This window comes from Streptomyces sp. NPDC051740 (assembly GCF_044453165.1).
Classification (GTDB): Bacteria; Actinomycetota; Actinomycetes; order Streptomycetales; family Streptomycetaceae; genus Streptomyces; species Streptomyces atrovirens.
Window position 1 is genome coordinate 236,972 of sequence record NZ_JBITCL010000009.1, and the last position, 24,927, is coordinate 261,898.

At 71.0% G+C, this 24,927-nt stretch carries 23 protein-coding genes and 3 pseudogenes; 12 read left to right on the forward strand and 14 right to left on the reverse strand.

Going from position 1 to position 24,927, the window contains the following annotated elements; translation table 11 throughout:
• Window positions 1-163: 163 nt before the first annotated feature.
• Window positions 164-559: a heavy metal-responsive transcriptional regulator gene (locus ACIA6T_RS17910; RefSeq protein WP_399447416.1), complete on the forward strand. Its 396-nt coding sequence runs from the start codon at window positions 164-166 to the stop codon at window positions 557-559.
• Here ACIA6T_RS17910 and ACIA6T_RS17915 read toward each other — a convergent pair.
• The 6 genes from ACIA6T_RS17915 to ACIA6T_RS17940 all read right to left on the reverse strand — a co-directional run bounded on the left by ACIA6T_RS17915 (window position 546) and on the right by ACIA6T_RS17940 (window position 4,859).
• Complete coding sequence (locus ACIA6T_RS17915; protein ID WP_399447487.1) at window positions 546-1,517, reverse strand: bile acid:sodium symporter; 972 nt, start codon at window positions 1,515-1,517, stop codon at window positions 546-548. The genes ACIA6T_RS17910 and ACIA6T_RS17915 overlap by 14 nt on opposite strands.
• Window positions 1,518-1,614: 97 nt before the next feature.
• Window positions 1,615-1,920 (reverse strand): hypothetical protein, encoded by a 306-nt coding sequence (locus ACIA6T_RS17920; protein ID WP_399447417.1) that lies wholly within the window; start codon window positions 1,918-1,920, stop codon window positions 1,615-1,617.
• 200 nt (window positions 1,921-2,120) lie between these two features.
• Window positions 2,121-3,197 (reverse strand): ArsO family NAD(P)H-dependent flavin-containing monooxygenase, encoded by a 1,077-nt coding sequence (locus ACIA6T_RS17925; protein WP_399447418.1) that lies wholly within the window; start codon window positions 3,195-3,197, stop codon window positions 2,121-2,123.
• Window positions 3,194-3,445, reverse strand: coding sequence for a DUF2180 family protein (locus tag ACIA6T_RS17930; RefSeq protein WP_399447419.1), 252 nt, complete (start codon window positions 3,443-3,445; stop codon window positions 3,194-3,196). The genes ACIA6T_RS17925 and ACIA6T_RS17930 overlap by 4 nt, the downstream gene beginning before the upstream one ends.
• Entirely contained in the window at window positions 3,445-4,554 is a 1,110-nt protein-coding gene (gene arsB, locus ACIA6T_RS17935; RefSeq protein ID WP_399447420.1) for an ACR3 family arsenite efflux transporter, read from the reverse strand. The genes ACIA6T_RS17930 and arsB overlap by 1 nt, the downstream gene beginning before the upstream one ends.
• Window positions 4,551-4,859, reverse strand: coding sequence for an ArsR/SmtB family transcription factor (locus ACIA6T_RS17940; protein WP_399447421.1), 309 nt, complete (start codon window positions 4,857-4,859; stop codon window positions 4,551-4,553). Before ACIA6T_RS17940 ends, arsB begins: the two co-directional genes overlap by 4 nt.
• A 91-nt stretch (window positions 4,860-4,950) precedes the next feature.
• On the opposite strand from ACIA6T_RS17940, the gene ACIA6T_RS17945 reads away from it, so the two are divergent.
• The 9 genes and pseudogenes from ACIA6T_RS17945 (at window position 4,951) to ACIA6T_RS17985 (ending at window position 11,765) form a co-directional block, all read left to right on the forward strand.
• Window positions 4,951-5,364, forward strand: a complete 414-nt coding sequence (locus tag ACIA6T_RS17945) for an arsenate reductase ArsC (protein ID WP_399447422.1) — start codon at window positions 4,951-4,953, stop codon at window positions 5,362-5,364.
• Entirely contained in the window at window positions 5,361-6,338 is a 978-nt protein-coding gene (trxB, locus tag ACIA6T_RS17950; protein WP_399447423.1) for a thioredoxin-disulfide reductase, read from the forward strand. The genes ACIA6T_RS17945 and trxB overlap by 4 nt, the downstream gene beginning before the upstream one ends.
• A gap of 33 nt (window positions 6,339-6,371) precedes the next feature.
• The gene (gene trxA / locus ACIA6T_RS17955) at window positions 6,372-6,695 is read left to right on the forward strand and encodes a thioredoxin (protein ID WP_399447424.1); all 324 of its coding nucleotides are present in this window, start codon (window positions 6,372-6,374) and stop codon (window positions 6,693-6,695) included.
• Between the two features lie 167 nt (window positions 6,696-6,862).
• Window positions 6,863-7,213, forward strand: a pseudogene (gene arsD, locus ACIA6T_RS17960) (arsenite efflux transporter metallochaperone ArsD).
• A gap of 32 nt (window positions 7,214-7,245) precedes the next feature.
• Window positions 7,246-8,352: pseudogene (locus ACIA6T_RS17965) on the forward strand (TRC40/GET3/ArsA family transport-energizing ATPase); the annotation flags it as partial.
• 82 nt (window positions 8,353-8,434) lie between these two features.
• Entirely contained in the window at window positions 8,435-8,689 is a 255-nt protein-coding gene (locus ACIA6T_RS17970; protein ID WP_399447425.1) for an ArsA-related P-loop ATPase, read from the forward strand.
• A gap of 114 nt (window positions 8,690-8,803) precedes the next feature.
• Window positions 8,804-8,878, forward strand: a complete 75-nt coding sequence (locus tag ACIA6T_RS17975; protein WP_399447488.1) for a hypothetical protein — start codon at window positions 8,804-8,806, stop codon at window positions 8,876-8,878.
• A gap of 970 nt (window positions 8,879-9,848) precedes the next feature.
• Window positions 9,849-11,534 carry a ribonuclease J gene (locus ACIA6T_RS17980; protein WP_399447426.1) on the forward strand — a complete coding sequence of 562 codons (1,686 nt, stop codon included), beginning with the start codon at window positions 9,849-9,851 and terminating at the stop codon, window positions 11,532-11,534.
• Between the two features lie 102 nt (window positions 11,535-11,636).
• Complete coding sequence (locus tag ACIA6T_RS17985; RefSeq protein WP_399447427.1) at window positions 11,637-11,765, forward strand: hypothetical protein; 129 nt, start codon at window positions 11,637-11,639, stop codon at window positions 11,763-11,765.
• Window positions 11,766-12,013: 248 nt separating this feature from the next.
• Here ACIA6T_RS17985 and ACIA6T_RS17990 read toward each other — a convergent pair whose 3' ends face one another.
• The 4 genes and pseudogenes from ACIA6T_RS17990 to ACIA6T_RS18005 form a co-directional block, all read right to left on the reverse strand.
• Window positions 12,014-12,217 carry a cold-shock protein gene (locus ACIA6T_RS17990; RefSeq protein ID WP_123545149.1) on the reverse strand — a complete coding sequence of 68 codons (204 nt, stop codon included), beginning with the start codon at window positions 12,215-12,217 and terminating at the stop codon, window positions 12,014-12,016.
• A gap of 244 nt (window positions 12,218-12,461) precedes the next feature.
• Window positions 12,462-12,800, reverse strand: coding sequence for a helix-turn-helix domain-containing protein (locus tag ACIA6T_RS17995; RefSeq protein ID WP_399447428.1), 339 nt, complete (start codon window positions 12,798-12,800; stop codon window positions 12,462-12,464).
• A gap of 1,124 nt (window positions 12,801-13,924) precedes the next feature.
• A pseudogene (locus ACIA6T_RS18000) lies at window positions 13,925-14,303 on the reverse strand (DEAD/DEAH box helicase); the annotation flags it as partial.
• 235 nt (window positions 14,304-14,538) lie between these two features.
• Window positions 14,539-15,027, reverse strand: a complete 489-nt coding sequence (locus ACIA6T_RS18005; RefSeq protein WP_399447429.1) for a GNAT family N-acetyltransferase — start codon at window positions 15,025-15,027, stop codon at window positions 14,539-14,541.
• 387 nt (window positions 15,028-15,414) lie between these two features.
• Here ACIA6T_RS18005 and ACIA6T_RS18010 point away from each other — a divergent pair, with 387 nt between their 5' ends.
• The gene (locus tag ACIA6T_RS18010; RefSeq protein WP_399447430.1) at window positions 15,415-15,558 is read left to right on the forward strand and encodes a hypothetical protein; all 144 of its coding nucleotides are present in this window, start codon (window positions 15,415-15,417) and stop codon (window positions 15,556-15,558) included.
• Window positions 15,559-15,645: 87 nt separating this feature from the next.
• Here ACIA6T_RS18010 and arsM read toward each other — a convergent pair whose 3' ends face one another.
• Both arsM and ACIA6T_RS18020 read right to left on the reverse strand, forming a co-directional pair.
• A complete protein-coding gene (arsM, locus tag ACIA6T_RS18015) occupies window positions 15,646-16,539 on the reverse strand; it encodes an arsenite methyltransferase (RefSeq protein WP_399447431.1) in 894 nt (297 codons plus the stop codon).
• 732 nt (window positions 16,540-17,271) lie between these two features.
• A complete protein-coding gene (locus ACIA6T_RS18020) occupies window positions 17,272-17,421 on the reverse strand; it encodes a hypothetical protein (protein WP_399447432.1) in 150 nt (49 codons plus the stop codon).
• 844 nt (window positions 17,422-18,265) lie between these two features.
• On the opposite strand from ACIA6T_RS18020, the gene ACIA6T_RS18025 reads away from it, so the two are divergent.
• On the forward strand, window positions 18,266-20,092 hold the full coding sequence (locus ACIA6T_RS18025) for a glycoside hydrolase family 3 protein (protein ID WP_399447433.1): 1,827 nt from the start codon (window positions 18,266-18,268) through the stop codon (window positions 20,090-20,092).
• A gap of 197 nt (window positions 20,093-20,289) precedes the next feature.
• On the opposite strand, the gene ACIA6T_RS18030 is transcribed toward ACIA6T_RS18025, so the two are convergent.
• Both ACIA6T_RS18030 and ACIA6T_RS18035 read right to left on the reverse strand, forming a co-directional pair.
• Complete coding sequence (locus tag ACIA6T_RS18030) at window positions 20,290-22,908, reverse strand: HEAT repeat domain-containing protein (protein ID WP_399447434.1); 2,619 nt, start codon at window positions 22,906-22,908, stop codon at window positions 20,290-20,292.
• Between the two features lie 710 nt (window positions 22,909-23,618).
• A complete protein-coding gene (locus tag ACIA6T_RS18035; protein WP_399447435.1) occupies window positions 23,619-24,905 on the reverse strand; it encodes an MFS transporter in 1,287 nt (428 codons plus the stop codon).
• Window positions 24,906-24,927: the final 22 nt, after the last annotated feature.

Here is a 24,927-nt window from a genome sequence, read left to right on the forward strand (position 1 = left end):
GGCCAGCGCCGCGGTGATCCGCTCCCGTACGACCGGCACGTTCGGGCAGTGAGGCACCGCAAGGATGGTGATCCGCATGTCCGCCCTCCTCCCAGTCCAGGGCTACTCGCCCGGACCGTAGACCTTCCAGTGCACTGGAAGGTCAAGGCGCTAGCGTGGAGGTGTGCGTATCGGCGAGCCGGCGGCGGGCGGGCTGACCACCAAGACCATCCGGTTCTACGAGCAGGCCGGACTGCTGCCCGCGCCCCCGCGTACCTCGGGCGGCTACCGCGACTATCCGCGGCACACCCTCGCCAGGCTGGGCTTCATCCGTGACGCCCAGGCCGCCGGGCTCACCCTCGCCGAGATCCGCTCCGTGCTCGCTCTGCGCGACAGCGGGCAGGCGCCCTGTGCCCAGGTCGGTGCGCTGATCCACCAGCATTTGGCGGAGATCGACCGGCGGATGGCCGAACTGCGCGAGGCCCGTACCGCGCTGCGGGAGCCGGCCCGGCGGGCAGCGGTGACCGATCCCGATGCGTGTTCCGAGGGCGAGATCTGCACCATCCTCAGCCGGCCATGACCGACTTCCGGTCCGAGGCCGGTACGAGGCGGGGGATGAGGCGTACGTGGGCGACCACGCCGATGACCTCGACGAGGGTCTGGGTGACCACGACGACCGCGGCGACGGCCAGATCGTCGGGCAGGGCGAGGGCGAGGGCGAGGGGCAGCACGACCAGCGAGTTGCGGGTCGCGCCGGTGAAGACCACAGCCCGGGACGCGGGGGCGTCGAGCCGGAACAGGCGTGCCACCAGGCGCCCGGCGAAAGCCATGACGATCAGGAAGACGGCGTAGACAGGGATGACGGCCGCCACGTCGCCGAGGCGACCGTCCAGCTTGGGGACCTGGGAGGCAACGACCGTGATCAGCGTGACGGCCGTCAGCGGCACCATGGTCGTGGTCGCAGCACGGGAGACCGTCTGGCCGACGGGACGGCGCGCGGCCCACGCCTGCAGGGCCCACGCCAGGGCGAGCGGGATGACGATCAGAAAGAGGAAAGCTTGCGGGAATGGGCCCGCCTTGACGATGTTCCCCAGGTCCGGGCCCATGAACAGGTGCAGGAAGCCGGGCAGGAGCAGCATCTGGGCGACGAGCAGGAGCGGGGTGGCGGCCAGCAGGCGGCGGCTGTCGCCGCCGGCCAGTCCGCTGAAGACGATCACGTAGTCCACGCACGGGCACAGCAGCACGAGCAGGACGCCGACCCGGACCGCCTGGTCGGCGGGCAGGAATGTGAACAGGACTGCCACGACGAGGGGCACGACCACGAAGTTCACGGTCATCGCGGCGGACAGGAACCGGCCGTCGCGCAGCGAGCGGATCAGATCTGCGGCCGGGACCTGGAGGAAGGTGACGAACAGCAGCGGACCGAGGACGGGGTCGATGGCGTGCTCCAGGCCAGGGCCAGCGGCGGGCGCCGCCCAGCCGAGGAGGCCCCCCAGGGCCATGGCGCCGAGGTAGATCGCGACCTGGCGGTCCTCCATCCGTCCGACCAGACCGCACGGTTGCGACGACACCCTGTCCGACTCCTTGCTGCTGTTCATACTGATCCGTGTGGCTGGCTCGTGTGGGGACGCGGGTTCATGGTGGCAAGCGGCCGGGGTCGCGGTCCGACGGGATCCGGGTGGGCATGTCTACATCCACCGGGCTGTGCCCGCTACGGCAGGCCGACGCCTGCTGTCGGCGGCGGTGCACCCACAGGGCCGCCACGACGGCGGCGACCGCGACCACGGCGAGAGCCGGTAGCCAGATCGCGCCGATGACGGAAGCGGCTCCGATGCCGCCCAGCACGGCCGGCAGTGGTCCGGCGCAGCACACCGCGCAGGCGGCCACCGCGAAGAGCCCCATGCTCAGGACGGACTTGTCGGAGGAGGGCGGGGTGGTCACGAGGCGGCTCCGAAGAGGTCGGCCAGCAGGGATCCGGCGGCCTCGGGGGCGCGCACGGTCAGCGTCAGCGAGGCAGGGCTCAGGTGCAGCGAGAAGTCGAAGAAGGCGCAGCAGCCCTGCTCTGCCGCCGCCAGCGCGGCGAGTTCGGCCGCCAGTGCGGGGTGCTGGGAAAGGTCAGGCGCCCCCCGTCCGAGACCTCCTCACGCCCCGCGGCTCGGGCGATCAGAGCCTGTCACTGCGCCGTCCGCTCCCCCAGTCCGTCGCCGCCCGGGGTGCAGGCCACCGGCGCCTCCCGCCACAGCCCATCGGCCTCGGCCGGCGCCAGCGACGTGGCGGGCGGACGGGTGGGTGCCCTTCGTGGCGATGTGGCCGCGGAGTCCGCGGAGTTGGAGCGGAGCGAGGTGGGAGAGGGCCGGGCGGAAGCCCGTGCACCAGATGATCGCGTCCGCCTCGGCCCTGATGCCGTCGGCCCATTGGACGCCGCCGGGGACGAGGCGGCTGAACATCGGTGCGGCTTCCAGCAGTCCGCGGTCGCGGGCTTCGCGGACGGGCGGGACGGCGACGATGTCGCCGAGCGAGGCGACGCCTCCCGTGTCCGTGCGTCCCTCGTCCAGGGCTCGGCGGCGGGCGGTGGCCGCATCGAAGAGGGCCCGGCCGTCGATGTCGTCGGCCAGGAAGCGGGGCGGGCGTTGAGTTGCCCACGTCAGCTGGGTGTCGTAGGCGAGGTCGGCGGCGATCTGGGAGCCGGAGTTGCCGCCGCCGACCACGACGACGCGGCGGCCGGCGAAGTCCTGCGGTCGCCGGTACTCGACGGTGTGCAGCTGCTGTCCGTCGAAGTCCTCTCGGCCGGCGACGGCGGGGAGGAAGGGCCGCCACCAGGAGCCGGTCGCGCTGATCACGGCTTGGGCGTGCCAGGCGACGGAATCGGTCTCCACACGTAGGAGCCGGCCTTCGCGGTGCACCCCGGAGACGCGTACCGGCCGCTCGATGGGCAGCTCGTAGCGTTTCTCGTAGTCCCTCAGGTAGGTCACCACATGTCCGGCTTCCGGATACTCCTGCCCCGGCTGCGGCGGCATGAGCCGCCCGGGAAGGGAGGAGAAGGCCGCCGGGGAGAACAAGTGGAGCGAGTCCCAGGTGTGCTGCCAAGCGCCGCCGGGCGTGGCCTGGGCGTCGAGGATGACGAAGTCCACGCCCAGACGGCGCAGGTGATAACCGGCAGCAAGGCCGGACTGGCCGCCGCCGACGATCACCACCTGCGTGCGCCGGACGCTCGTCATGAGGTACGGATCATGCTCGCGGTCTGCGGGCAGCACGCCGCGTGGGCGCGGTGAGCCGTAGCGCACGTGCCGCACAGCAGCCGCCGCGCCGGCGGCTCGGTGGCCGCCTGGCGTGAGACCGGCTTCGTGCAGGTCAGGTACTGCTCGGAGACTCCGGCGTGGACGGCGCAGACGGCGGCTCCGCACTGCGCACAGACGCCGACAGCGGCGACTTGGGCACCGATGCCGGCGCAGTCCAGGCAGTGCATCAGCCCTCCTGCCGTGCCGGCGTCAGCTGCTGCGCGGCGCTGAACTTCCGCCGCCAGGCCAACGACACGTACACGAGTGCGACCAGGACCGGCACCTCGATGAGCGGGCCGACCACACCCGACAGGGCCTGGCCGGAGGTGACGCCGAAGGTGGCGATGGCGACCGCGATGGCCAGCTCGAAGTTGTTGCCCGCCGCGGTGAAGGCGAGCGTGGCGGTGCGGTCGTAGGCCAGGCCGATGACCTTGCCGACGGCGAAGGTACCGAACCACATGACCGCGAAGTACACCAGCAGCGGCAGCGCGATGCGGGCCACGTCCAGCGGCTGCGAGGTGATGGTCTTGCCCTGCAGGGCGAAGAGGATGACGATCGTGAAGAGCAGGCCGTACAGGGCCCACGGGCCGATCTTCGGCAGGAAGTTGGACTCGTACCGCTCGCGGCCCAGCTTCTTCTCGCCGAGGCGGCGGGTGAGGAACCCGGCCAGCAGGGGGATACCGAGGAAGATGACGACGTTCAGAGCGATCTTCCACATGGAGATGTCCAGGTGCTCGCCGTCACCCAGGCCCAGCCAGCCCGGCAGGATGTCGAGGTAGAACCAGCCGAGCAGGCCGAACGCCAGGACCTGGAAGACCGAGTTCAGGGCCACGAGCACGGCGGCGGCCTCGCGGTCGCCGCAGGCCAGATCGTTCCAGATGATGACCATGGCGATGCAGCGGGCCAGGCCGACGATGATCAGGCCGGTGCGGTACTCGGGCAGGTCCGGCAGGAACATCCACGCCAGCGCGAACATCACCGCCGGGCCGACGATCCAGTTGATGACCAGCGACGAGATCATGAGCGGCTTGTCGCCGGTGACGGCGTCGAGCCTGTCGTAGCGGACCTTGGCCAGGACCGGATACATCATGATCAGCAGGCCGACGGCGATCGGCAGGGAGATGCCGCCGATCTCGACCTTCGCCAGGGCGTCGTTCAGGCCGGGGATCAGCCTGCCCAGGCCGAGGCCGAGGGCCATGGCGACAAGGATCCAGACGGCGAGGAAACGGTCGAGCGTCGACAGCTTCGCGACGACCGAGGACTCTTCGGTGGTCGCAGCTGCTTCGGTGGGGGTCACGGACAGGCCCTCTTGTTCTCGGCGGCATTGCGAGCGGACTCGGCCAGGTCGGCGAACTGGCCGGCGAGCCGGGCGATGACGTCGGGGCGCAGCTTGTAGTACGTGTACCGGCCGCACGGCTCCGTCTCGACCACCCCGGCCTCGCGCAGCACCCTCAGGTGGTTGGAGAGGTTGGTCTGCTTCGCACCGGTCTCTTCGATCAGGTGCGTGGAGCAGAGCGTCTCCTTGGCGAGAAGGGTGACGATCTGGAGGCGGAGCGGGTCGGCGAGGACCCGCATCAGATCAGTGTCGACTGACGTCATCATGGACTGATACTCTCACATCAGTGGTGACTGACACCACCTGGCGCTGAACTCATCCGCGCCTGATGTCGTCGTGAGACAAGAGAGACCTCCGATGTCCGACAAGCCTTCCGTGCTCTTCGTCTGCGTCCACAACGCCGGCCGTTCCCAGATGGCCGCCGCGTGGCTGACCCACCTGGCCGGGGATCGTGTCGAGGTCCGTTCCGCCGGCTCCAACCCGGGCGACCACGTCAACCCGGCCGCAGTCGAGGCCATGCGCGAGGTCGGCGTCGACATCTCCGCCGAGGTCCCGAAGATGCTCACCGTCGACGCGGTGAAGGAGTCGGACGTCTGCATCACCATGGGCTGCGGCGACACCTGCCCGGTCTTCCCCGGCAAGCGGTACCTGGACTGGCAGCTGGAGGACCCGGCGGGCCGGGGCGTCGAGGCCGTCCGCCCGATCCGGGACGAGATCAAGGTGCTGGTCGAGGGCCTGATCAAGGAGATCGCGCCGGAGCCCGAGGCATGAGCACGGCCACGGACATCCGCGACGTCATCGTCGTCGGCTCCGGCCCCGCCGGATACACCGCCGCCCTCTACACCGCCCGCGCCTCGCTGAAACCGCTGGTCTTCGAGGGCGCGGTCACCGCCGGCGGCGCACTGGTGCAGACGACCGAGGTCGAGAACTTCCCCGGCTTCCGCGACGGCGTCATGGGCCCGGACCTGATGGACAACATGCGGGCCCAGGCCGAACGCTTCGGCGCCGAGCTGGTTCCCGACGACATCGTCGCCGTCGACCTCACCGGTGAGGTGAAGACCGTCACCGACAGCACCGGTACGGTCCACCGGGCCAAGGCCGTCATCGTGGCGACCGGCTCGCAGCACCGCAAGCTGAACCTGCCCGGCGAGGACGCGCTCTCCGGCCGTGGCGTGTCGTACTGCGCCACCTGCGACGGCTTCTTCTTCCGCGAACACGACATCGTGGTCGTCGGCGGCGGCGACACCGCGATGGAGGAAGCCACCTTCCTCTCCCGCTTCGCCAAGTCCGTGACCATTGTCCACCGGCGCGACGCCCTGCGGGCCTCCAAGGCCATGCAGGACCGCGCCTTCGCCGACCCGAAGATCTCCTTCGCCTGGAACAGCGAGGTCGCCGCAGTCCACGAGGACGGCGGCAAACTCGCCGGACTCACCCTGCGCGACACCGTCACCGGCGAGACCTCCGAGCTCGCGGCCACCGGCCTCTTCGTGGCCATCGGCCACGACCCGCGCACCGACCTGGTCACCGGCCAGCTGGACCTGGACGACGAGGGCTACCTCAAGGTCGCCTCCCCCTCCACACGGACGAACATCCCCGGCGTCTTCGGCGCGGGCGACGTCGTCGACCACACCTACCGCCAGGCGATCACCGCAGCCGGCTCCGGCTGTGCGGCGGCCCTGGACGCCGAGCGGTACCTCGCCGCGCTCGCCGACGCACCCGAGGCGGTTGCGGCCGCCGCCGTCTGACGGCACCCGCCCGTTCCGTACGAGGAGACCCGCATGGCCCTCAAGAACGTCACCGACGCGTCCTTCGAGCAGGACGTCCTGAGCAGCGACAAGCCCGTGCTCGTCGACTTCTGGGCGGCCTGGTGCGGCCCGTGCCGCCAGCTCGCACCCTCCCTGGAGGCGATCGCGGCCGAGCACGGTGACGCCATCGAGATCGTCAAGCTCAACATCGACGAGAACCCGGACACCGCCATGAAGTACGGCGTGATGTCGATCCCGACGATGAACGTCTACAAGGGCGGCGAGGTCGTGCAGACGATCGTCGGCGCCAAGCCGAAGGCCGCACTCGAGCGCGACCTCAAGGACTTCCTCGGCTGACCGCAGCTTCGCAGAAGGGGGCCTCTGAGGCCCCTTCACACACCCACGCACAGGCATGCAACAGGCTTGGCTGACGCATGCCGAAGCGGCTGAGCCCCTCACCGTCGGGGGCGGCCCGGTTCACGAAGGAGCCATGAATGTCCGCTGTCGAGGTGTACGACCCGGCGATGTGCTGTTCCACCGGTGTCTGTGGGCCGTCGGTCGACCCGGCGCTGACCCAGTTCGCCGCTGACATCGAGTAACTCGGCACGGCCGGTGTCGAGGTGCACCGCTTCGGGCTCTCCACTGATCCCGGCAGGTTCGTCGCGGAGTCCCAGGTGAGCTCGCTCCTGAAGGAGAAGGGCGACGACGCGCTGCCCGCCGTCCTCGTCGACGGCGTGGTGCGCTGCTCCGGCCGGTACCCCACCCGCGGGGAACTCGCCGAGTGGACCGGTGCGCCCACGCAACGCCCTGGCCTCATGATGATCCAGGACTCCGGCGCCGACAGCGGCTGCGGCTGCGGCCCGGAAGGCTGCTGACATGACCCTCGCCGCACGGTCCGTTGTTCTCGGTGGCCTGCGGCGCCGCCGCGACGCCGTATCTGTTCTTCACCGGCAAGGGCGGTGTCGGCAAGACGTCGACCTCCTCGGCGGTCGCCGCCGGGCTGGCCGACGCCGGGCGCAAGGTCCTCCTGGCCGGCACCGACCCGGCCTCCCACCTCGACGAGGTCCTGGGAGCCGAGGCCGGACAGGAGCCCACCCGCGTCCCCGGGGCACCAGGTCTGTACGCCATGAACATCGACCCGGCCGCCGCCGCGGCGCGGTACCGGGAGAAGGTCGTCGGACCGTATCGAGCGGCCCTGCCCGCCTCGGCCATCACTCAGATCGAGGAGCAGCTCTCCGGCGCGTGCACCGTCGAGATCGCCGCCTTCAACGAGTTCGTCGCGCTGCTGACCGACCCGGAGATCGCGGCCCGGTTCGATCACGTCGTCTTCGACACCGCGCCGACGGGACACACCATCCGGCTGCTCAGCCTGTCGGCCGCGTGGTCCGACTTCCTGATCACCAACCCCGGTGGCGCCTCCTGCATCGGACCGCTGGCCGAGCCGGGTGCCCAGCAGCAGCGGTACGCCCAGGCGATGGAGGCGCTCGCCGACCCGGCGCGCACCACCGTCGTCCTGGTCACCCGCCCCGACACCGGCCCCCTGGAGGAGGCCGGGCGCACTGCCTCGGAGTTGCGTGCCCTCGGTATCGGCCACCAGCGGCTGGTCATCAACGGCGTCTTCACCGCCGCGCGCCAGGACGACCCGCTGGCCGTCGCCCGGCAGCGGCGCGGGGAAGAGGCGTTGGCCCAACTGCCCTCCGGCCTGGCTGACATCACCGAGGTGGAGCGGGTGCCGCTGCTGGCCGTCCCGCCCGTCGGGCTCTCCGCGCTGCGGGCCATGCTCGCCCCGCAGACGGCGGCAGAGCCGCTCACTGTCACGCGCGTCCAGGGAGATGAGACCACGGGGCTCGGGCCGCTCATGGACGAGATCAGCGACGGCGGCAGCGGCCTGGTGATGACGATGGGCAAGGGCGGAGTCGGAAAGACCACCGTGGCCGCCGCGGTCGCCGCCGACCTCGCTCGCCGCGGGCACCGGGTCACGCCGACCACCACCGATCCCGCGGCCCATGTCGACATGATCGCGGGCGCCGGAAGCGAGAACCTGAGGATCACCCCGCATCGACCCCGCCGCCGAAACCGCGGCCTACACCGCCGCCGTGCCGGCACAGGCCGGTGCGAGCCTGAACGAGGACGCCCTCAGGCTGATGGCCGAGGACCTGGACTCCCCGTGCACGGAGGAGATCGCGGTCTTCTACGCCTTCGCCCGCACGGTGGCCGAAGCCGCCGACCGGTTCGTGGTGGTCGACACCGCCCCCACCGGACACACGCTTCTGCTGCTCGACGCGTCCAGGGGCTACCGGCGGCAGCTGTCCCAGCAGACGGGGCAGACGCCGCCTGAAGCTTCCCCTTGAGCGTGGACATCTGGCGACCGGGATCTTGAAAGGTTCCAGAGGAAGTGGTGCCGGGTGGGAGGCAAGTACACGAAGCGGTACTCGGAGGAGTACGAGCGGGACGCGATCGAGCTCGTGCGCTCGTCAGGACGGACGGTGACCGAAGTCGCCCGCCAACTCGACGTCAGTGCCGAGTCGTTGCGTGCCTGAGTCGAGAAGGCCAAGGGTGAGGACGGCGTCGCCGTCGGCGCTGGTGGTGACGGCCAGGCCGCCGGAGAGGTCGGAGGCGGTGCGCTTGACGGTGGTGGCGGAGCCCGCGGCGTCGGTGGTCACCGTCCACGAGGTGGTGTCGCAGCCACAGCTGTGGTGGTTCACCGTGGTGCTCGTGGTCGACCGGGTGGTGCCGCCGTCACCGGTGGTCGAGGAGGCCAGGCGGCCGGCGGCGTCCGGGCCCAGGGTCTTGCGGCTGGTGCCGAGGGCCTCCGAGGCGACCCCCTCTTCGGTGAGGTGCCCGAGGAGCAGCAGCGGGTGACGACGGCGTCGGACGGGCGCCTCCCGCGGCCGGTGCCGATTCGGAGCCGACCCCCGGACGGGCGTACTCGCAGCGAGGTGTCGCTCTCGAGGCACGTCCCGCCCGTCGCCGAACGTCCTGCCCCGGCCCGTCGCTCGGGCGTCGTGGTGGCGCAGCCACAGGACCAGGTGCCGGTCCTGGTCGTTGGCGAGGGGGTCGGCGTCGTGGGCGGCGCGTCCGCCGACGGTGGAGGGCATGACGAAGGCGCAGGTGGCCGAGGTGTCCTCGTGGTGGCTGGCCATGTCGGCGCGCAGGATCGCCTCGGCGAGCCGGTCGGTGTCGGCGGTGCGCAGGGTGGCCGGCAGGCGCAGCAGGGTCGTGGCGGTCAGGACGCTCCAGCAGTGCGGGAAGACGTCGCCCCGGAGCCGGTTCTCGCCGAACCGGTAGCCGTCCCGGTGCCGGATGGCGATGCCGTGCGGCCGTGCGTGCGGCTCTGGGATCCGCGCCGCGGGGCGTCGGTCTCCTGGGTACGGCGGACCCGGGGCTCGCCGGGGGCCGGCGTGATCCGATCGTGCCGCGACACCCACCGCGGGTGCTCCGCTCCGTCGGGGAAAGGAGATCACACGGGCAATGGATCACCCTGTCCCGGACTCCGGGTACCGTCAGGGTATGAGTCATCCGCACCCCGAACTGAAAGCCGCCCCACCCCTTCCCGAAGGAGGGCTGCGGGTCATCGCCCTGGGCGGCCTGGGTGAGATCGGCCGCAACATGACCGTCTTCGAGCACGCGGGCAAGCTGCTCATCGTCGACTGCGGTGTGCTGTTCCCCGAGGAGACCCAGCCCGGCGTGGACGTGATCCTGCCGGACTTCACCTCGATCCGCGACCGGCTGGACGACGTCGTGGCCGTGATCCTCACCCATGGCCACGAGGATCACATCGGCGGCGTGCCGTACCTGCTGCGCGAGCGGCGCGACATCCCCGTCGTCGGCTCCAAGCTGACGCTGGCGTTCCTGGAGGCCAAGCTCAAGGAACACGGCATCCGGCCGCGTACGGTGCGGGTGCGGGAGGGCGACCGGCGCGGCTTCGGGCCCTTCGACTGCGAGTTCGTGGCGGTCAACCACTCCATCCCCGACAGCCTCGCGGTCGCGATCCGCACCCGGGCCGGGATGGTGCTGCACACCGGCGACTTCAAGATGGACCAGTTCCCCCTCGACGACCGCATCACCGACCTGCGCGCCTTCGCCCGCCTCGGCGAGGAGGGCGTGGACCTGTTCCTCACCGACTCCACCAACGCCGAAGTACCCGGCTTCACCACCTCCGAGCGGGAGCTGAACCCGGCGATCGAGCAGGTGATGCGCACCGCGCCGCGCCGGGTCATCGTCTCCAGCTTCGCCAGCCACGTGCACCGCATCCAGCAGGTCCTGGACGCCGCCCACCAGCACGGCCGCAAGGTCGCCTTCGTCGGCCGGTCGATGGTCCGCAACATGGGCATCGCCCGTGACCTGGGCTACCTGAAGGTCCCCTCCGGTCTGGTCGTGAGCACGAAGGAACTGGAGAAGCTCCCGGACCACAGGATCACTCTGGTGTGCACCGGCTCCCAGGGCGAGCCGATGGCCGCGCTGTCACGGATGGCCAACCGCGACCACGTGATCCGCATCGGCAAGGGCGACACGGTCCTGCTCGCCAGCTCCCTGATCCCCGGCAACGAGAACGCCATCTACCGGGTGATCAACGGACTCACCCGGTGGGGCGCCCACGTGGTCCACAAGGGCAACGCCAAGGTGCACGTCTCCGGGCACGCCAGCGCCGGCGAACTCGTGTACTGCTACAACATCGTCAAACCCCGCAACGTCATGCCCGTGCACGGCGAATGGCGCCACCTGCGGGCCAACGGTGACCTCGCCATCCGTACCGGTGTCGACCCCGAACGGGTCGTCATCGCCGAGGACGGCGTCGTCGTCGACCTCGTCGACGGGCGCGCGTCCATCACCGGCAAGGTCCCCGCCGGCAACGTCTACGTGGACGGCATGGAGGTCGGCGGGGCCACCGAAGCATCCCTCAAGGACCGCCTCACCCTCGCGGAGGAAGGCGTCGTGACGGTGGTGGCGATCGTCGACGCGGACACCGGCGCCCTCGCCGAGGCCCCCGACTTCCTGGCCCGGGGCTTCGTCCACGACGAGGCCACCTTCGAGCCGGTCGTCCCCGTCATCGAGAAGACCCTGGCCGCCGCGGCCGAGGAAGGCGTCGGGGACGCGCGCCAGCTCGAACAGCTCATCGCCCGCGCCGTGGCGAACTGGGCGTTCCGCACCCACCGCCGCAAGCCCCTCATCATCCCCGTCATCATCGACGCCTGAGCCACAGCACGGCAGCACGATCCCGGTTCCGGCCCCGCCGGAACCGAGGTCGGGCACGGGAGTCAGGGGCCACCCCGGCAGGCCGGGGTGGCAACGCACTCCTTGGAACACCGACTGGACCTGGCTCCGCAGCTCGAGGCGGGCCGGCTCGATGTGGAGGGCGTCACCGGCGCCGCAGTGGTCGCAGCCGCCCACTCCGACGGCTACGCGGCCACCGGCGCTGCACGGTAGCCGCGCAGGGCATGCGGCTCCCGTGCCGGCGACGCTTGCAGCGACTGAGGTCAGGAAGTTCCAAGCCGAAGTCGCACCGGCCCCGGGCCTCCACAGGTCAGGGGCCGCGCAGCCATGGCATGGCTGCGCGGCCCCTGATCCTGCGTCGGCCCGGCACGAGAGCAGGCGCCTTCGTCCACGTGGGCGTCAGGGTCCTCACGGCGGTCACCTGACGTGGCGTGCGCGATCCCTCGGGCAGGTCTGCGAGGTCAGGCCGGGTTGATGTTCTCGGCCTGCGGACCCTTCTGGCCCTGGGTGACGTCGAACGTCACGGCCTGGCCCTCCTGGAGCTCACGAAAGCCGGTGGAGTTGATCGCGGAGTAGTGCGCGAAGACATCCGGGCCGCCGCCGTCCTGGGCGATGAAGCCGAAGCCCTTCTCCGCGTTGAACCACTTCACAGTTCCCGTTGCCATGTCTTGTACCTTCCAGTCGATGAACGCCTCCCACTCCATGTGGCAGACGGAGGTGATCGCCCTGGTCCCTGCGGCACAGCACAGCAAAACGCCCACACCAGAGGCGTGGGCAGGAGGGAATTCCGAACCACGACAGCTGACACAGACGTTACACGCCCACACACCACGTCACCATGGGAAAGGTTCACGCCGCACACCGGGACCGTGCGGGCGATGCCCGCCGGCGCTGACGGGCACGCTCATCTCATTCCGCTGCCCTCGGGTTCACCGACTCGGCGGCACGGCGATATTCGGCGTTGATGCGCTGGGCTTCCTCGAGCTGGTCTTCGAGGATGACGATCCGGCAGGCAGCCTCGATGGGGGTGCCCCGATCGACGAGTTCCCGGGCACGGGCGGCGATACGCAGTTGGTAGCGGGAGTAGCGGCGGTGGCCGCCTCCGGAGCGCAGGGGGGTGATCAGGCGGGCTTCGCCGAGGGCGCGGAGGAAGGCAGGGGTGGTGCCGAGCAACTCGGCGGCCCGGCCCATGGTGTAGGCGGGGTAATCGTCGTCGTCGAGACGGCCGAACGTGTCGTCTGCTGTCATTGCACCTCTCTGTGGAACGCGTCGAGGGGCCCTGGTGCCGTACGGCACCAGGGCCCCGAAGGAACTACTACACCATCTGCCGGCCCTGATACTGCACCGGCCCTCTGTTTCCGCGGACCCGACCGAGACACTGTCGGGGACGCGGGGATCGCGGTTGCTCGACCGGAGACCACCTCACTATCGATGTCCTGCGGTACCCGGGTCCAAGACTTCCGCCCGGGCGATCCTGATGGCGCTCGGCTCCTCCGTTCTTCCCTCTTGATCAACTACTCACTGACAGAACCTGCGAACTGCTGATACCGCAAACTGCTGGTGGCCTCGGACAGCGCCACTCCTCGGCAGCCGGCCCCGTCGCCCGTCCTGCGTCCGTTCCGGCTTGGAACCCCGCTGCCGAACCTCCCGATGCGCGCGCCCGCAGCCGACGCCTTCACCGAGGTACCGCTCACCACTTCACTGCTGGGTACCGCTCATGGCGGCCCCTGATCACTGCGGGCCACCCGGTCCGGCCGTCAGTCCCGTCACCGTCCTGCAACCGCCTTGGCTTCGGAACTCCACCACCGCACCGTCCTGCGTCACTGCTGCCCGGCAGTTCATCTCTGCCGGGCCTCTCTCGATCTCGGCTACGAGAGAAACCATAACCACACCGCTATCCAATGTCTACTCCGGCTGGCATAGATTTTCGTTCGTTCGAAGACGAGGTAGTTCTCCTCGACCGGCCCATGGGTGGTTCAAGCAGCTCCGAGGCCCCGTCCGACGCTCACCGTCACCCACCGCCGCGCAGCACGTCGGGCCGAGCGTGACGTCGCCGACTGCGCCGCGGCCACCGTCGGCGGGCACCGGCCAACACCGCGTCTCGCGAAGAACACCACCGCCCGGGACGGACGCTTCCAGCCGCGACGCCTCGCGGGTCGGCCGTTGACAGGCGCGGCACGAGGGGCTGCGCCGCTCTCGACGATCCCGGGGTGACCGAGCAGGCCGATCGGAGTGGTCGGAGTCCCCGACCGTGGTCACCGGTGGCCCCGTCATCACCGGTCGGCCGGCTCTCGCAGCCACGCGGAGGCAGCGGGTGTCGAACCTGCTGACGGATTTCGCCCGCTCGGGAGGGTTCACCGCCGTCTTCGACGGACGTGCAGGACGTGGTGCTCCGTCGTCGTGGACGTACCGGCCGACGGGTCGACCGAATGCGCGACGGGGTCGGCCGGACAGCGGCGGACCAGCAGGCCGACGCCACGGTCCAAGGCGGCGGAGAACAGCATCCGCCGCCCCTCCGGACCACCCGGTCGGGCAACGCGGTGACTTTCGGCAGGAAACCCGTGTCGGCCATCCGGTCGGCCTCGTCCGGCACCGTGACGCCCACATGGTCCAGCCCGCAGTCGCCACGGTCGATGAGCTCCTCGAGTCGTCCGGGTGCCGCGACGGCGACTCGGCCCCGCCGCGCAGCGCGCCGGCCCGCCGGCCGGTCGGCATCCCGCCCGCCACCGTGGCCGGCCGCAGCCTGACGGAACTGGAACGCCCCGTGCGCATTGCGTGACTTCGCTCCACTCGTACGGCGAGAACTCTCACCACACGGTCCGCCACATCCTCACTTCGCAAGCACAGATATTGATCCACTCGGAGTGCCACGTTTCAGGAAGAGCGGTCTCACAAAGGGCAACCCCGACCGTCAGGGCAGAGGCGACGGCACACACGGAGTGCGCCATGCGGGCGAAGCCGGTGCCCTGCGAACCGGCACACCGCGTCATTCCGAAGGAATGCGGAACTCGAATTCGGGACGGTCCCACGGCACGGCGGGCGGGTTCGCGGGCACGGTTCCGATCGGCACCGCACCGACGCGGTGGTAGAAGTCCTCGGCGGGAACGTGCGACACGACCTTGACACGGTCGAGCCCGGCGGCACGGGCCTCGGACTGCATGTGCGCGACGAGCAGCCGTCCAATACCCCGTCCTTGCGCTTCGTCCGCGACGAACAGCAGGTCGAGCTCCGGCGGAGCGAGGACGAGCGAGTAGAACCCGAGGACCCGGCCTCCATGCTCGTCGGCGCCGACGGCCACGAAGGCGCGGTGCGCCTCGATGTAATCAGGACCGACCCGGTAGCCCGCGACTGCGGCCGCGTACTTGCCCTCGTAGGCGCCTGAGCCACGCACGAGCCGCGTAAGCCGTTTGGCATCCCGCGCGACGGCCCTCCGTATCGTGATCGACCGGCCGATCGGGGAAGTGCGTGAACTCATCGGGAGAGTATTTCGCACCGGAGAGTGCCTCCGTACGGCGGGTCGGCCGCTCGGGCAGGCGTTCCTGCACCGCTCCCGGGGACCACTCGCCCAGGCCCCGGTCGGCCACGTCGCCGCCGCGGCACAGATCGCCCGCCGGCAGCGGCTGGACGCCCGAACCGCTGCGGAGGAGCCGGCACCGGGCGAGACACCACCCGCTCGGAAGCCTCGCCAGGCCGCACAACAGGGAACGCCGGTTACCCGTCCCGACCAGGTTGAAGACCTCGCGGACGGCATACCGCCCGAGACATCGGATGTTCTCACGCCGGGTCTCGCCCTCCCGGGTGCGGAGTTCGTAGTACGCCCGGGTGCGCGGGGCTTGGCGCAGCGGGGTGAACACGATGTGGCGTGGAGCGGCGTCGGCCTGCCGGTCGCCGCCGCGGCTGCTTCGCCGTGCGCTTCTTCGACCGGGCCCTGGTCGACGCCCCCGCTGACGGCTGGACGCTCGGCGAGGTCCACGCCTTCGAGGAGGGCGACCTCCCGCGTCGGTAGGGGCGCGTCACCCGGAGCCTGCCCCGACAGCCTCCAGCCGGCCGGCTGCCGGACTCAGATGCGGGCCGTCCGGCAGGGGGCCCGGTGTCAGTTCCGGCAGCCGCACCCGGAGGCGCTCTTGGCCTCGGCGACGGTCAGGGCGGGATCGGCGGACGTCTCGGCCGGGGTGCAGCAGGTGTTCACACCGCAACAGGCATCGGCCGACTCCGTCACCTCGGAACGGGTGTCAGCGGCCACCGGCTTGAGGGCGCGGACGATGGCGGAGTGCATGCCGTCGGCGACGGCGTGCGTCGGGGTGATCTCGATGTCGGCGAACCCTGCGGCCCGAAGGCCCTCCCGGTACTCGGCGAAGGACAGCGCGCCCGCGATGCAGCCTGCGTGGTCGCCGCGCTCGCCCCGCTGGGCGGGCGTGAGAGTGTCGTCGGCCACGACGTCGGAGACGCCGATACGGCCGCCGGGCTTCAGCACCCGGAACGTCTCGGCGAACACGGCGGGCTTGTCCGTGGACAGGTTGATCACACAGTTGGAGATCACGACGTCGATGGTGTTCGCGGGCAGCGGGATGGCCTCGATGGTGCCCTTGAGGAACTCGACGTTCGTCGCGCCCGCCTTCTCGGCGTTGGACAGGGCGAGTTGGAGCATCTCGTCGGTCATGTCCAGCCCGTACGCCCTCCCCGACGGTCCGACGCGACGGGCGGAGAGCAGGACGTCGATGCCTCCCCCGGAACCCAGGTCCAGAACACGCTCGCCCGCGCGCAGTTCGGCCACGGCGGTGGGGTTGCCGCAGCCGAGGGAGGCGGCGACGGCTGCCGCCGGCAGCGCGTCGCGATCGTCGGCGGCGTACAGGGGGGAGCCGAAGTCCTCGTCGACCTCGACCGGCTCGGGCCCGCAACAGGCGGTGGCACCCTCGGTGACCTTCACTGCCGCCGCCGCATACCGCTGACGGACGGTTTCCCGCAGGTCGGTGGACTGCTCGCTCATGACTCACTCCCAGGTGGCGGGCCGCAGCATGGACCCGGAACGGCCTGTATCGATGTTCATTGATGCAAGCTTGCGCCTTGAATCGAAAAACGTCAACATAGAAGCATGTCGAAACAAGAGCTTGAGGTGATCGGCCAGGACGCCGCCTGATGCCCGGCTTCGCCCTCCTCCGGACGCCCGCGGATCGGCTGTCCGCCTCCCGGCCCGGACGGATCTCGATCCGGGCGATCTCGGTGATCACGGCGGTGTCTTCCTTCAGGGAGTCGTGGTGTCAGTCGTGGGCGGCGGCCCTGTCGTGCTCGGCGTCGACGCGCACGGTGACGCCCGTCTCCACGAGAGTGCGGGTGGCGTCGACGGAGGCGTAGATCCACAGGATGCGCATGGGCTCGCTGGCGGAGGCGTTGCGGAAACGGTGGGGGTGCCGGCGGGGACGTACGTGGTGCCGAAGCGGGTGACGTGGTGTTCGGTGCCGTCGATCTCCACGATGGCGTCGCCTTCGAGGACGATCACGCTTTCGGGGCAGTTGTGGGTGTGCAGGGCGATGCCCGCACCGCCCTCGAAGAGGGTCTGGCCGGTGAGGAAGACCTCGGCGCCGACCCCCTGGTGACCAGGGGGATGGTGCGGGCGCCGCGGCTGAAGGCGGTCAGTTCGGCGGGCCGCAGTACGGCGGGTGGGAAGGGGGCGAAGCATGGCTCGCCGGTGGGGTGGTTCACAGCGGTCTCCGGGGGGTGTTCAGGCGGCAGGGCCGACGGTGATGTCGCGCCGGTGCCGGGCGGCCTGGGCCGAGGCCGCCGCGTCGAGGATGCCGTCGGCCTCCTGGGGCGACCGGGAGGGGTGGCGGGCGGGTTCGGTGCCGGTGACCGGGCCGGTGGAAACGGTCATCAGGTGGTCCTTCCGGTGTGTTCGACGGTGCGGCGGACCCCGGCAGTGACACCGGCGGCACCGAGGGCGCCGCCGGTGTCACGGGTGCGGGTTCGGGTGGCGGGGTTGTCCGGGACGGTGCCGACCGCACCGGTGACGGCGGCGGCCCGCCGGACACGGGGAAACCCGCGGGATGTCGCGCCGGCTCACGGCTCGCACAAGCCGAGGGGAACGCCGACGACAAGACCGAGCTCCCCTCCGGGGTGTGACAGCCCTCCGGGCGAGGAACGCTCTCGACGGGGCGGCCACGCCCGGCCGGGCACTCACCGCGCCGACCGCAGCGGGAACCCGCCCCGCACGGGACCTCCGTCCGCCCCTCCCCGTACCCAAGGCGCCTGGGGGCGCGTCTGCACGGACCCCGATCAACGGCACTCACGCCGGGCGTCGTGTCACACGCCTGCCACCGAGACCGCACGTCCCCGGCCTCGTCGACGACCGGCACCGCGCCCTCGTCATGCGGACGCTCCAGCAGTTCCTGCGCGGAAGGTCCGACAGCGAGTCCCTCACACGGCGCCGGGACCGATCCGCGCGAACCGTCTCGCCGTCCGGGACGCTCAGGACCTCGAACGCCCCCGCCGGCGGGCAGGCTCCACGCCGTGCCCTGCGGCCACCGCATGATCTTCAGTTGTCGGCCCAGCTCAGGGCACCTGATCCAGACGGCAGGAGAGCCCTCGTTCCGTCTGGACCTATTTTGTCTAGACCTCTTGCCCCGCCCGTGAGCCGCGGGCTACGTTTCCCGCTGTTCGGAGTCCTTCGCGTTCCCTTCGATTCCCTTGACGGGCAAGGCTGGAAGGAGCATGTCCGCATGCAGGACCGGAATCTGTCCAGACGAACGGTTCTCGCCTCCGCGACCGTGGCCGCCGCGAGCACGACGGGCGTCGTGGGCGTGGCGGCCACCCCCGCGGTCGCGCACAGGCGCGACAACCGCCTCAAGAAGATCATCTCCAGGATGAGCATCGAGGCGAAGATCGGCCAGCTGTTCGTGCCGTACTTCTACGGTACGTCGGCGACCTCTCCCAGCCGGTTCGACCAGGACCGCAACCTCGGGGAACTCGGCGTCCGCACCGTGGCCGAGCTCATCGCCAAGTACCACATCGGCGGTGTCATCTACTTCCACGGCTGGACGAACAACATCCAGGACCCCCGCCAGGTAGCGGACCTGACGAACGGTGTGCAACGGGCCTCACTCGCCCTGCCCACCCCCGTCCCGTCCCTGATCTCCATCGACCAGGAGCACGGGGTCAACGTCCGCATCGGCAGCGGCGCCACCCAGCTGCCGGGCGCGATGGCGCTCGGCGCGGGCCGCTCGCTCTCCGACGCGCGCACCGCCGGACGGATCTCGGGCACCGAACTCGCCGCCCTGGGCATCCATCAGAACTTCGCCCCGGTCGCCGACGTCAACGTCAATCCGGCCAACCCCATCATCAACGTCCGCTCCTTCGGCGCCGACGCCCGCGCGGTCGGCCGCATGGTGGCGGCCCAGGTGACGGGTTACCAGCAGGCCGGCGTCGTGGCCTGCGCCAAGCACTTCCCGGGCCACGGGGACACCGGGGAGGACAGCCACACCGGACTGCCCGTGATCACCCACACCCGCGAGGAGTGGGAGCGCGTCGACGCCCCGCCCTTCAAGGCCGCGATCGCCGCCGGCGTCGACTCGATCATGACCGCGCACCTCCAGGTCCCCGCGCTCGACCCCAGCAACGAACCGGCCACCCTGTCGCCCACGATCCTCCAGGGCGTGCTGCGCGGCGAACTCGGCTTCGACGGCGTGATCGTCACCGACGCCCTCAACATGCAGGGCGTACGCACCAAGTACGGCGACGACCGCGTGCCCGTCCTCGCCCTCAGGGCCGGCGCCGACCAGCTGCTGTTCCCGCCGGACATCGACGTCGCCTACAACGGCGTCCTGGCCGCCGTGCGCAGCGGAGAGATCACCGAGGAGCGGCTCGACGAGTCGGTCCTGCGCATCCTGCGGGTCAAGGACAAGGCCGGCCTGCTCAGCGGCAGCCCCTACGTCTCCCCGAAGGTGGTCGACCGGGTCGTCGGCGCCCGCAGCCACCGGCGCACCGCCGACCGGATCGCCGAACGCACCACCACCCTGCTGGTCAACGAGGACGAGACGCTCCCGCTGCGCCGCCGGCAGAGGAAGCTGCTCGTGGTCGGCGCCAGCCCGGCCTTCCCGACCGACGACACCCGCACCACGGTGCCCGAGCTGGCCAGGGCGTTCGACGAACTGGGCTACAGCACCACCCACCTCGCCACCGGCCGGGCACCCGACGCGGCGAAGATCGACGAGGCCGTGGCCGCCGCACGGGGGCGGGACGCGGTGGTGGTCACCACCGACAACGTCGGCGCCACCAGCGCCCAGCGCACCCTGGTGTCCCGACTGCTCGCGACGGGCGTCCCCGTCGTCCACCTCGCGGTGCGCAACCCCTACGACATCGCCCACCTCGGCGCCGTCCCGGCCTCACTGGCCTCCTACTGCTGGACCGGGGTCGAACTGCGCGCCGCCGCCCGGGTGATCGCCGGCCGGGTCGAGCCGCGCGGCAAGCTGCCCGTGCCCGTCCAGCGGGCCGACGACCCGGCCAAGGTCCTCTTCCGCTCCGGACACGGCCTGTCGTACGATGACTGACGCCCGCGCCCCCGCGCGGCTTTCCGCCCGGTGTCCCCTGGAGGGGAGCACCGGGGCCGGCCGGCCCCGGCCCACCGGCCCGGCGTGAGAGCTCGGTTCGGCGGTCCCCACGGTCCGGCCGTCGGGCGGACAAGCCGGCAGCCACTCGGCCGGCGGCTTGTGTCAGGTCCCCCAAGGGCGGACTCCGCTTCACGGGGTCACATGCCGGGGTTCCCGCCGTACTCGTCCTGCGGTCGGGGGCCCTCCAGCGGTAGGTGATCGCGGTGGTACGTCGACTCGAACCAGTCCTCGGTCACGATGAACGGCCGGGTGAGGCGTGTGTCGCCGATCCGTTGCGTCCGTATGAGGAGGCCGAGGTCGGTCAGGGCGAACGACCCGTCGAGGGTGAACAGGATCGTCGCCCCGTGCTCGGCGGCGTAGTCCTCCAAGAGCCACTGCTCCATCCGCTCCGGGTCCTGCCCGGCCAAGGGGACGCCGACGAGGGTGGTCTGGGGGCCGGTGGCCGCGCCGAGCGCGACGCACGCGAGGTGTCCCGCGTCGTTGTAGAAGACGCTCACTCCTGCGGTGGCGAAGTTCTCCTGCGCGTAGGGGCCGCCCACCGGTGTCGCGGGTTCCCGGAGCGCGTGGGCGACCTCGGTCGGGGACATCCCGAGGCGCAACGGGCCCACACCGGCGCCCGGGATCAGTTCCCAGTGTCTCCGTTGCCGGTCCTGCGGCGCGGCGAGACGCAACTGGAGGATGCGGCAGGCGCGTTGCACTTCTTCGTCGGAGGCGACACCCCGGTCACGGCGGGCGCGCGCGAGTTCCGCCCGAAGGCGGGGCAGGGCCGGTGCTGCCGACGGGCCCATACGGTCCAGGAACATCACGATGTGGTGCGCGGTCGCCTCGTTCTTCTCCCACACCTCGAGCAGTGTGCCGATGACACCGTCGGCCTCCGCTTCACCGGCGATGTCCCACACCGCGATGGCGGCGTGGAGACGGGTCCATTCGTAGCCGGCGGTCAGCATCTCCCTCAGCCGCGGCAGTGCGGTCACGGCGGCCGGGCCGATCCGGCCCAGCACGTCAGCGGCATCGCGGTTGCAGTGGCTGCCGAGCAGGTCGTGCAGTCGGGACACGATGTCTGCCGGGTCGCGTTCGAGCTCCCACAGAGCGGCCGTCGCGGCTGCCCGGAGGTCCACGTCCGGCGCGTCGGCCAGCGGGCGGACCACGTCCAGGGCCGATACGGCGTCGGTGCCGAACGAGGCGAGCGCCTCCAGTGCGGCGGCGGCGGAACGCCACTGCTCGTACCGGACCGCGGCGGTGACCGCCTGTGTGATCGCGGGGACGGCGCCCGGGTCGCCGAGCGCGGCCAGCGCGGAGGTCAGGCCTCCGGTGCCGAAGCCGGGCCCGTGCTTCGAGAAGTCGACGGCGGCGAGACGCCGGCACAGCCGCGGCACCAGTTCGTCCGCGCCCCGCCGCAGACAACCCGCGACTTGAACGGCGCGCCAGGCGTCGACGTCCGTGTCCAGCGCCGTCAGCAGCCCGGGCAGAGCGCGCGGGTCGTCGAGGCGTGCCAGTGCCCTCACGGCCTCCTGGTGGGCACGGCGCAGCAGCGGATCGCGCGCCGCCCACACATCCGGTCCGTACGCGGTGCGCTGTGCGGCGACGAAGGCGGCGAGGGCTTCGCGGGCGTTGTCCGTGACGGGCATGAGAGATCCGAGGACCTCCGCCGCCGCCAACGCGGTGTACGGGTCGTCGGGGAGCAGGCACTCCGCGACGAGCGTGACGAGGCGGGCGTGGTTCCCGCGCCAGGAGCCGATCAGGTCCCGGGCCATGCCGATCGCGTCGAAACGGACGGCCGGGTCGGGGCTGCGCAGCTGCTCGGTGAGCAGGGCCGTACGCTCGGGCACGCGGTGGTCCAGCACCCTGTGGAGAGCGCGCAGCAGTGGGGTGGTGGGCGCGTGGACACGGTTGTGCCGGTCCATGTCGGCGAACGCGGCGACGATCTGTGGCGGAGTGTCCGGGGACGCCGTGTCGGGGGCGGGGGTGCACGCACGGGTACCGGAACCGGACCGGCACCGCTTCTCGTCGGTCCTGGGCGGCGGCGCGGGGGTGAGCCGGCGCAACAGGCCGATCGCCGCCGGTACGGTGCCGTCGCCGACGGCTTCCGGGACGCAGCGGGCGTGGTGGACGAGGGCGGCGAGCCGGACATCGGCGTCCGCCGAGGTGTCGTCGGCCAGACCGCGGAGCCAGGCGGTGGCGTCGGCCCGCGCTGCGGGCAGCCGCAGCGCCAGGTCGGCCGTCGTCTCGACCACGAGCAGCCGTTCGACGGTCCCGGACGCGGCGGGCAACCGGGAGCGGAGGACGCCGACCGCGCGGTCGGCGTCGTCGAGGAAGAGGCCCAGGCCCACGATCGCCGCACGCCGCACGCCCGGGTCCACGTCGGCCGCATAGGCGACGAACGCCTCGGAGCGGTCGCGCATCATCGCCGCGCCGTCCGTGCAGGCCGTCGAGGCGGTGCCGTCCGGTGCGAATCGGATGCCGCCGTCATCACGCTCCACGGATTCACGTCCGATACTCACCAACAACCCTATGACGGAAGCACGATCGGGGGTCGCGGGATCGTCGGCCAGCGCGAACAGGAACGGCAGACTCGCCACCGTGCACACGTACACGTCACCCTGGTGGTGGGCCGCACTGTAGAAATCGCCGAACGCCCTCTCCCTGACCTCGGAATCGGGTGAGGCCATCGCCCGGAGCCACACCGGAACGTCCACGGCCGGCCCGTACGCATGCCTCATCGACGACCAGTCGACACTGTCCACATCGTTGATCATGCACGGCACTCTGCCGCAGGGCACTGACAGACCCCCGGGGGCGGGCTTCCGCTCGCGTCGCGGTCGCCCCGCGGAGCTGCGGCCCCTGGCTCCGGCAGCGAGTGCTCATGTCCGGTCGCGTCGCGGAAGGACTTCGGCGTTCGGACCAACTTTCCACGAGAGCGCGGTAGTCGGCGAAACGAGGGCCGGGAACCGTGTCCTGGACCGGCTGACCGTTCAGCCAGCATATTCGGAAGGTGTCGCTCTCGGTGTCGAGTAGACAGCACACTCCGCCGCCGGCGGCGGTGAGGCCGGTGAACACGGCTCTGACGCTTGCGGATCGCTCGAACAGCCGGCTCATCCCCGACGTGGCCGCCACGAAGTCCAGCGACGCGAAGCGCGGGTGGCGCTCAGGCGCGAACCGCACCGTGAGGTAGATGTATCCGATCTGCACTCTTCCGAACTCGTCGGGTTCGGCGTCACTGTCGTGAAACTCGCGCACCGCTTCGTCGACGCCGAACATGATCGAGGTGTCGAGTTCGAGGCTGCCGCCTGTGGAGCAGTCCACCGGTTCGCTCTTGAAACGGGATGTGAACGGGACGACGACCCGGTCACCGCCGGGCAGGGTGACCGTGAGCGGCGTCACTCGACGGGGCGGCGGCGCCGGCTTGGTGAGCTCGTGCAGCGCCCTGGTGACGTTCTGGGCAGGCACAAAGATCCGGTAGCTGTGGTCAAGCCCCGTACGCATCATCCTTTTCCGTCGGACCGGGACTTCCCGTGACATGCCCGTACGTGTTCGGGGCCTGCGCGTTTTCTCGGAGGCGGGCGGGCTCCGGCGAGCAGTTTTCCTTTCTGACGCTCGGTTGGAGTCGTTCACGTCCTGGTGCGACGGGCTCGGGCAGGGCGCGGAAGAGGAGCCAGCTCAGGGCGGGCATGGCGATCAGGGGGGTCAAAGCCGTCCGGAGGGAGGTGGCGTCGGCCAGGTGTCCCAGCAGGGGGCTGATCAGGCCGCCGACGCTGACGGTGAGGCCGAGGGTCACGCCGGCGGCGGTGCCGACCCGGGAGGGCAGGTAGTCCTGGCCGAGGGTGACCTGGAGGGAGAAGGGGACGTACAGGCCGGCGGAGGTGAGGGCCACGAAGAGGAACACGGCCGGACCGGGCACGTGGATCACTCCGGCGACGGCGGCGGTCGAGAGCAGGTAGGACCATCGCGAGACGCGCACCCGGTCGTAGCGGTCGGCCAGAAAGCCGCCCAGCACCGAGCCGACGGCCCCGCCCAGGAACAGCAGGAACAAGGCCACGGTTCCGGCGGCCGCGCCACTGTGCGCGCGCTGCTGGACGTAGAGCGAGATGAAGGTGCTCAGGCCGACGAAGACGACGGAACGGAACACGACCGCCAGGGACAGCTTCACGAACGAGGCCACGTCGTCGGTGCCCTTGGCCGAGGTCGTCCCGGAGGCACCGGCCGTTTGCCGGCCGAGCATCCGGAGCGTCGGCACGCACAGGGTGGCGCCGACGAGCGCGGGCAGAACCAGCAGTGGGGTCCAGCGCAGCGAGCCGTGACCGATGACGGCCGAGACCATGATGGGTGCCAGGGCGAAGCCGAGGTTGCCGCCCAGGGAGAACCAGCTCATGGCACTGTGGCTGCCCCGACCGGCACGTCTGGCGACGCGGGCGGACTCGGGGTGGTAGGCGGCCACACCGATCCCCGAGATCGCGACGAACGTCAGTGTGAGCCCGTACGAGCCGCTCAGGCCGCTCAGCGCGATGCCCACGCCGCCCAGCAGCGTGCCGGCCGGCAGCAGCCACGGCATCGCCCACCGGTCGGTCAGCACGCCGAAGACCGGCTGGGCGACCGACGACAGCAGCGAAGCCGCCAGCACGATGCCGGAAGCGACGGCGTAGCCGTAGTCACGTTCGGCCACGAAGAACGGGATCAGCGCCGCCACGGCACCCTGGTAGACGTCGACGCAGGCATGCCCCACGGCCAGCAGCCAGATCGGTGTGTTCCTTCGCATCTCCCCATGCTGGGCGGCCCGG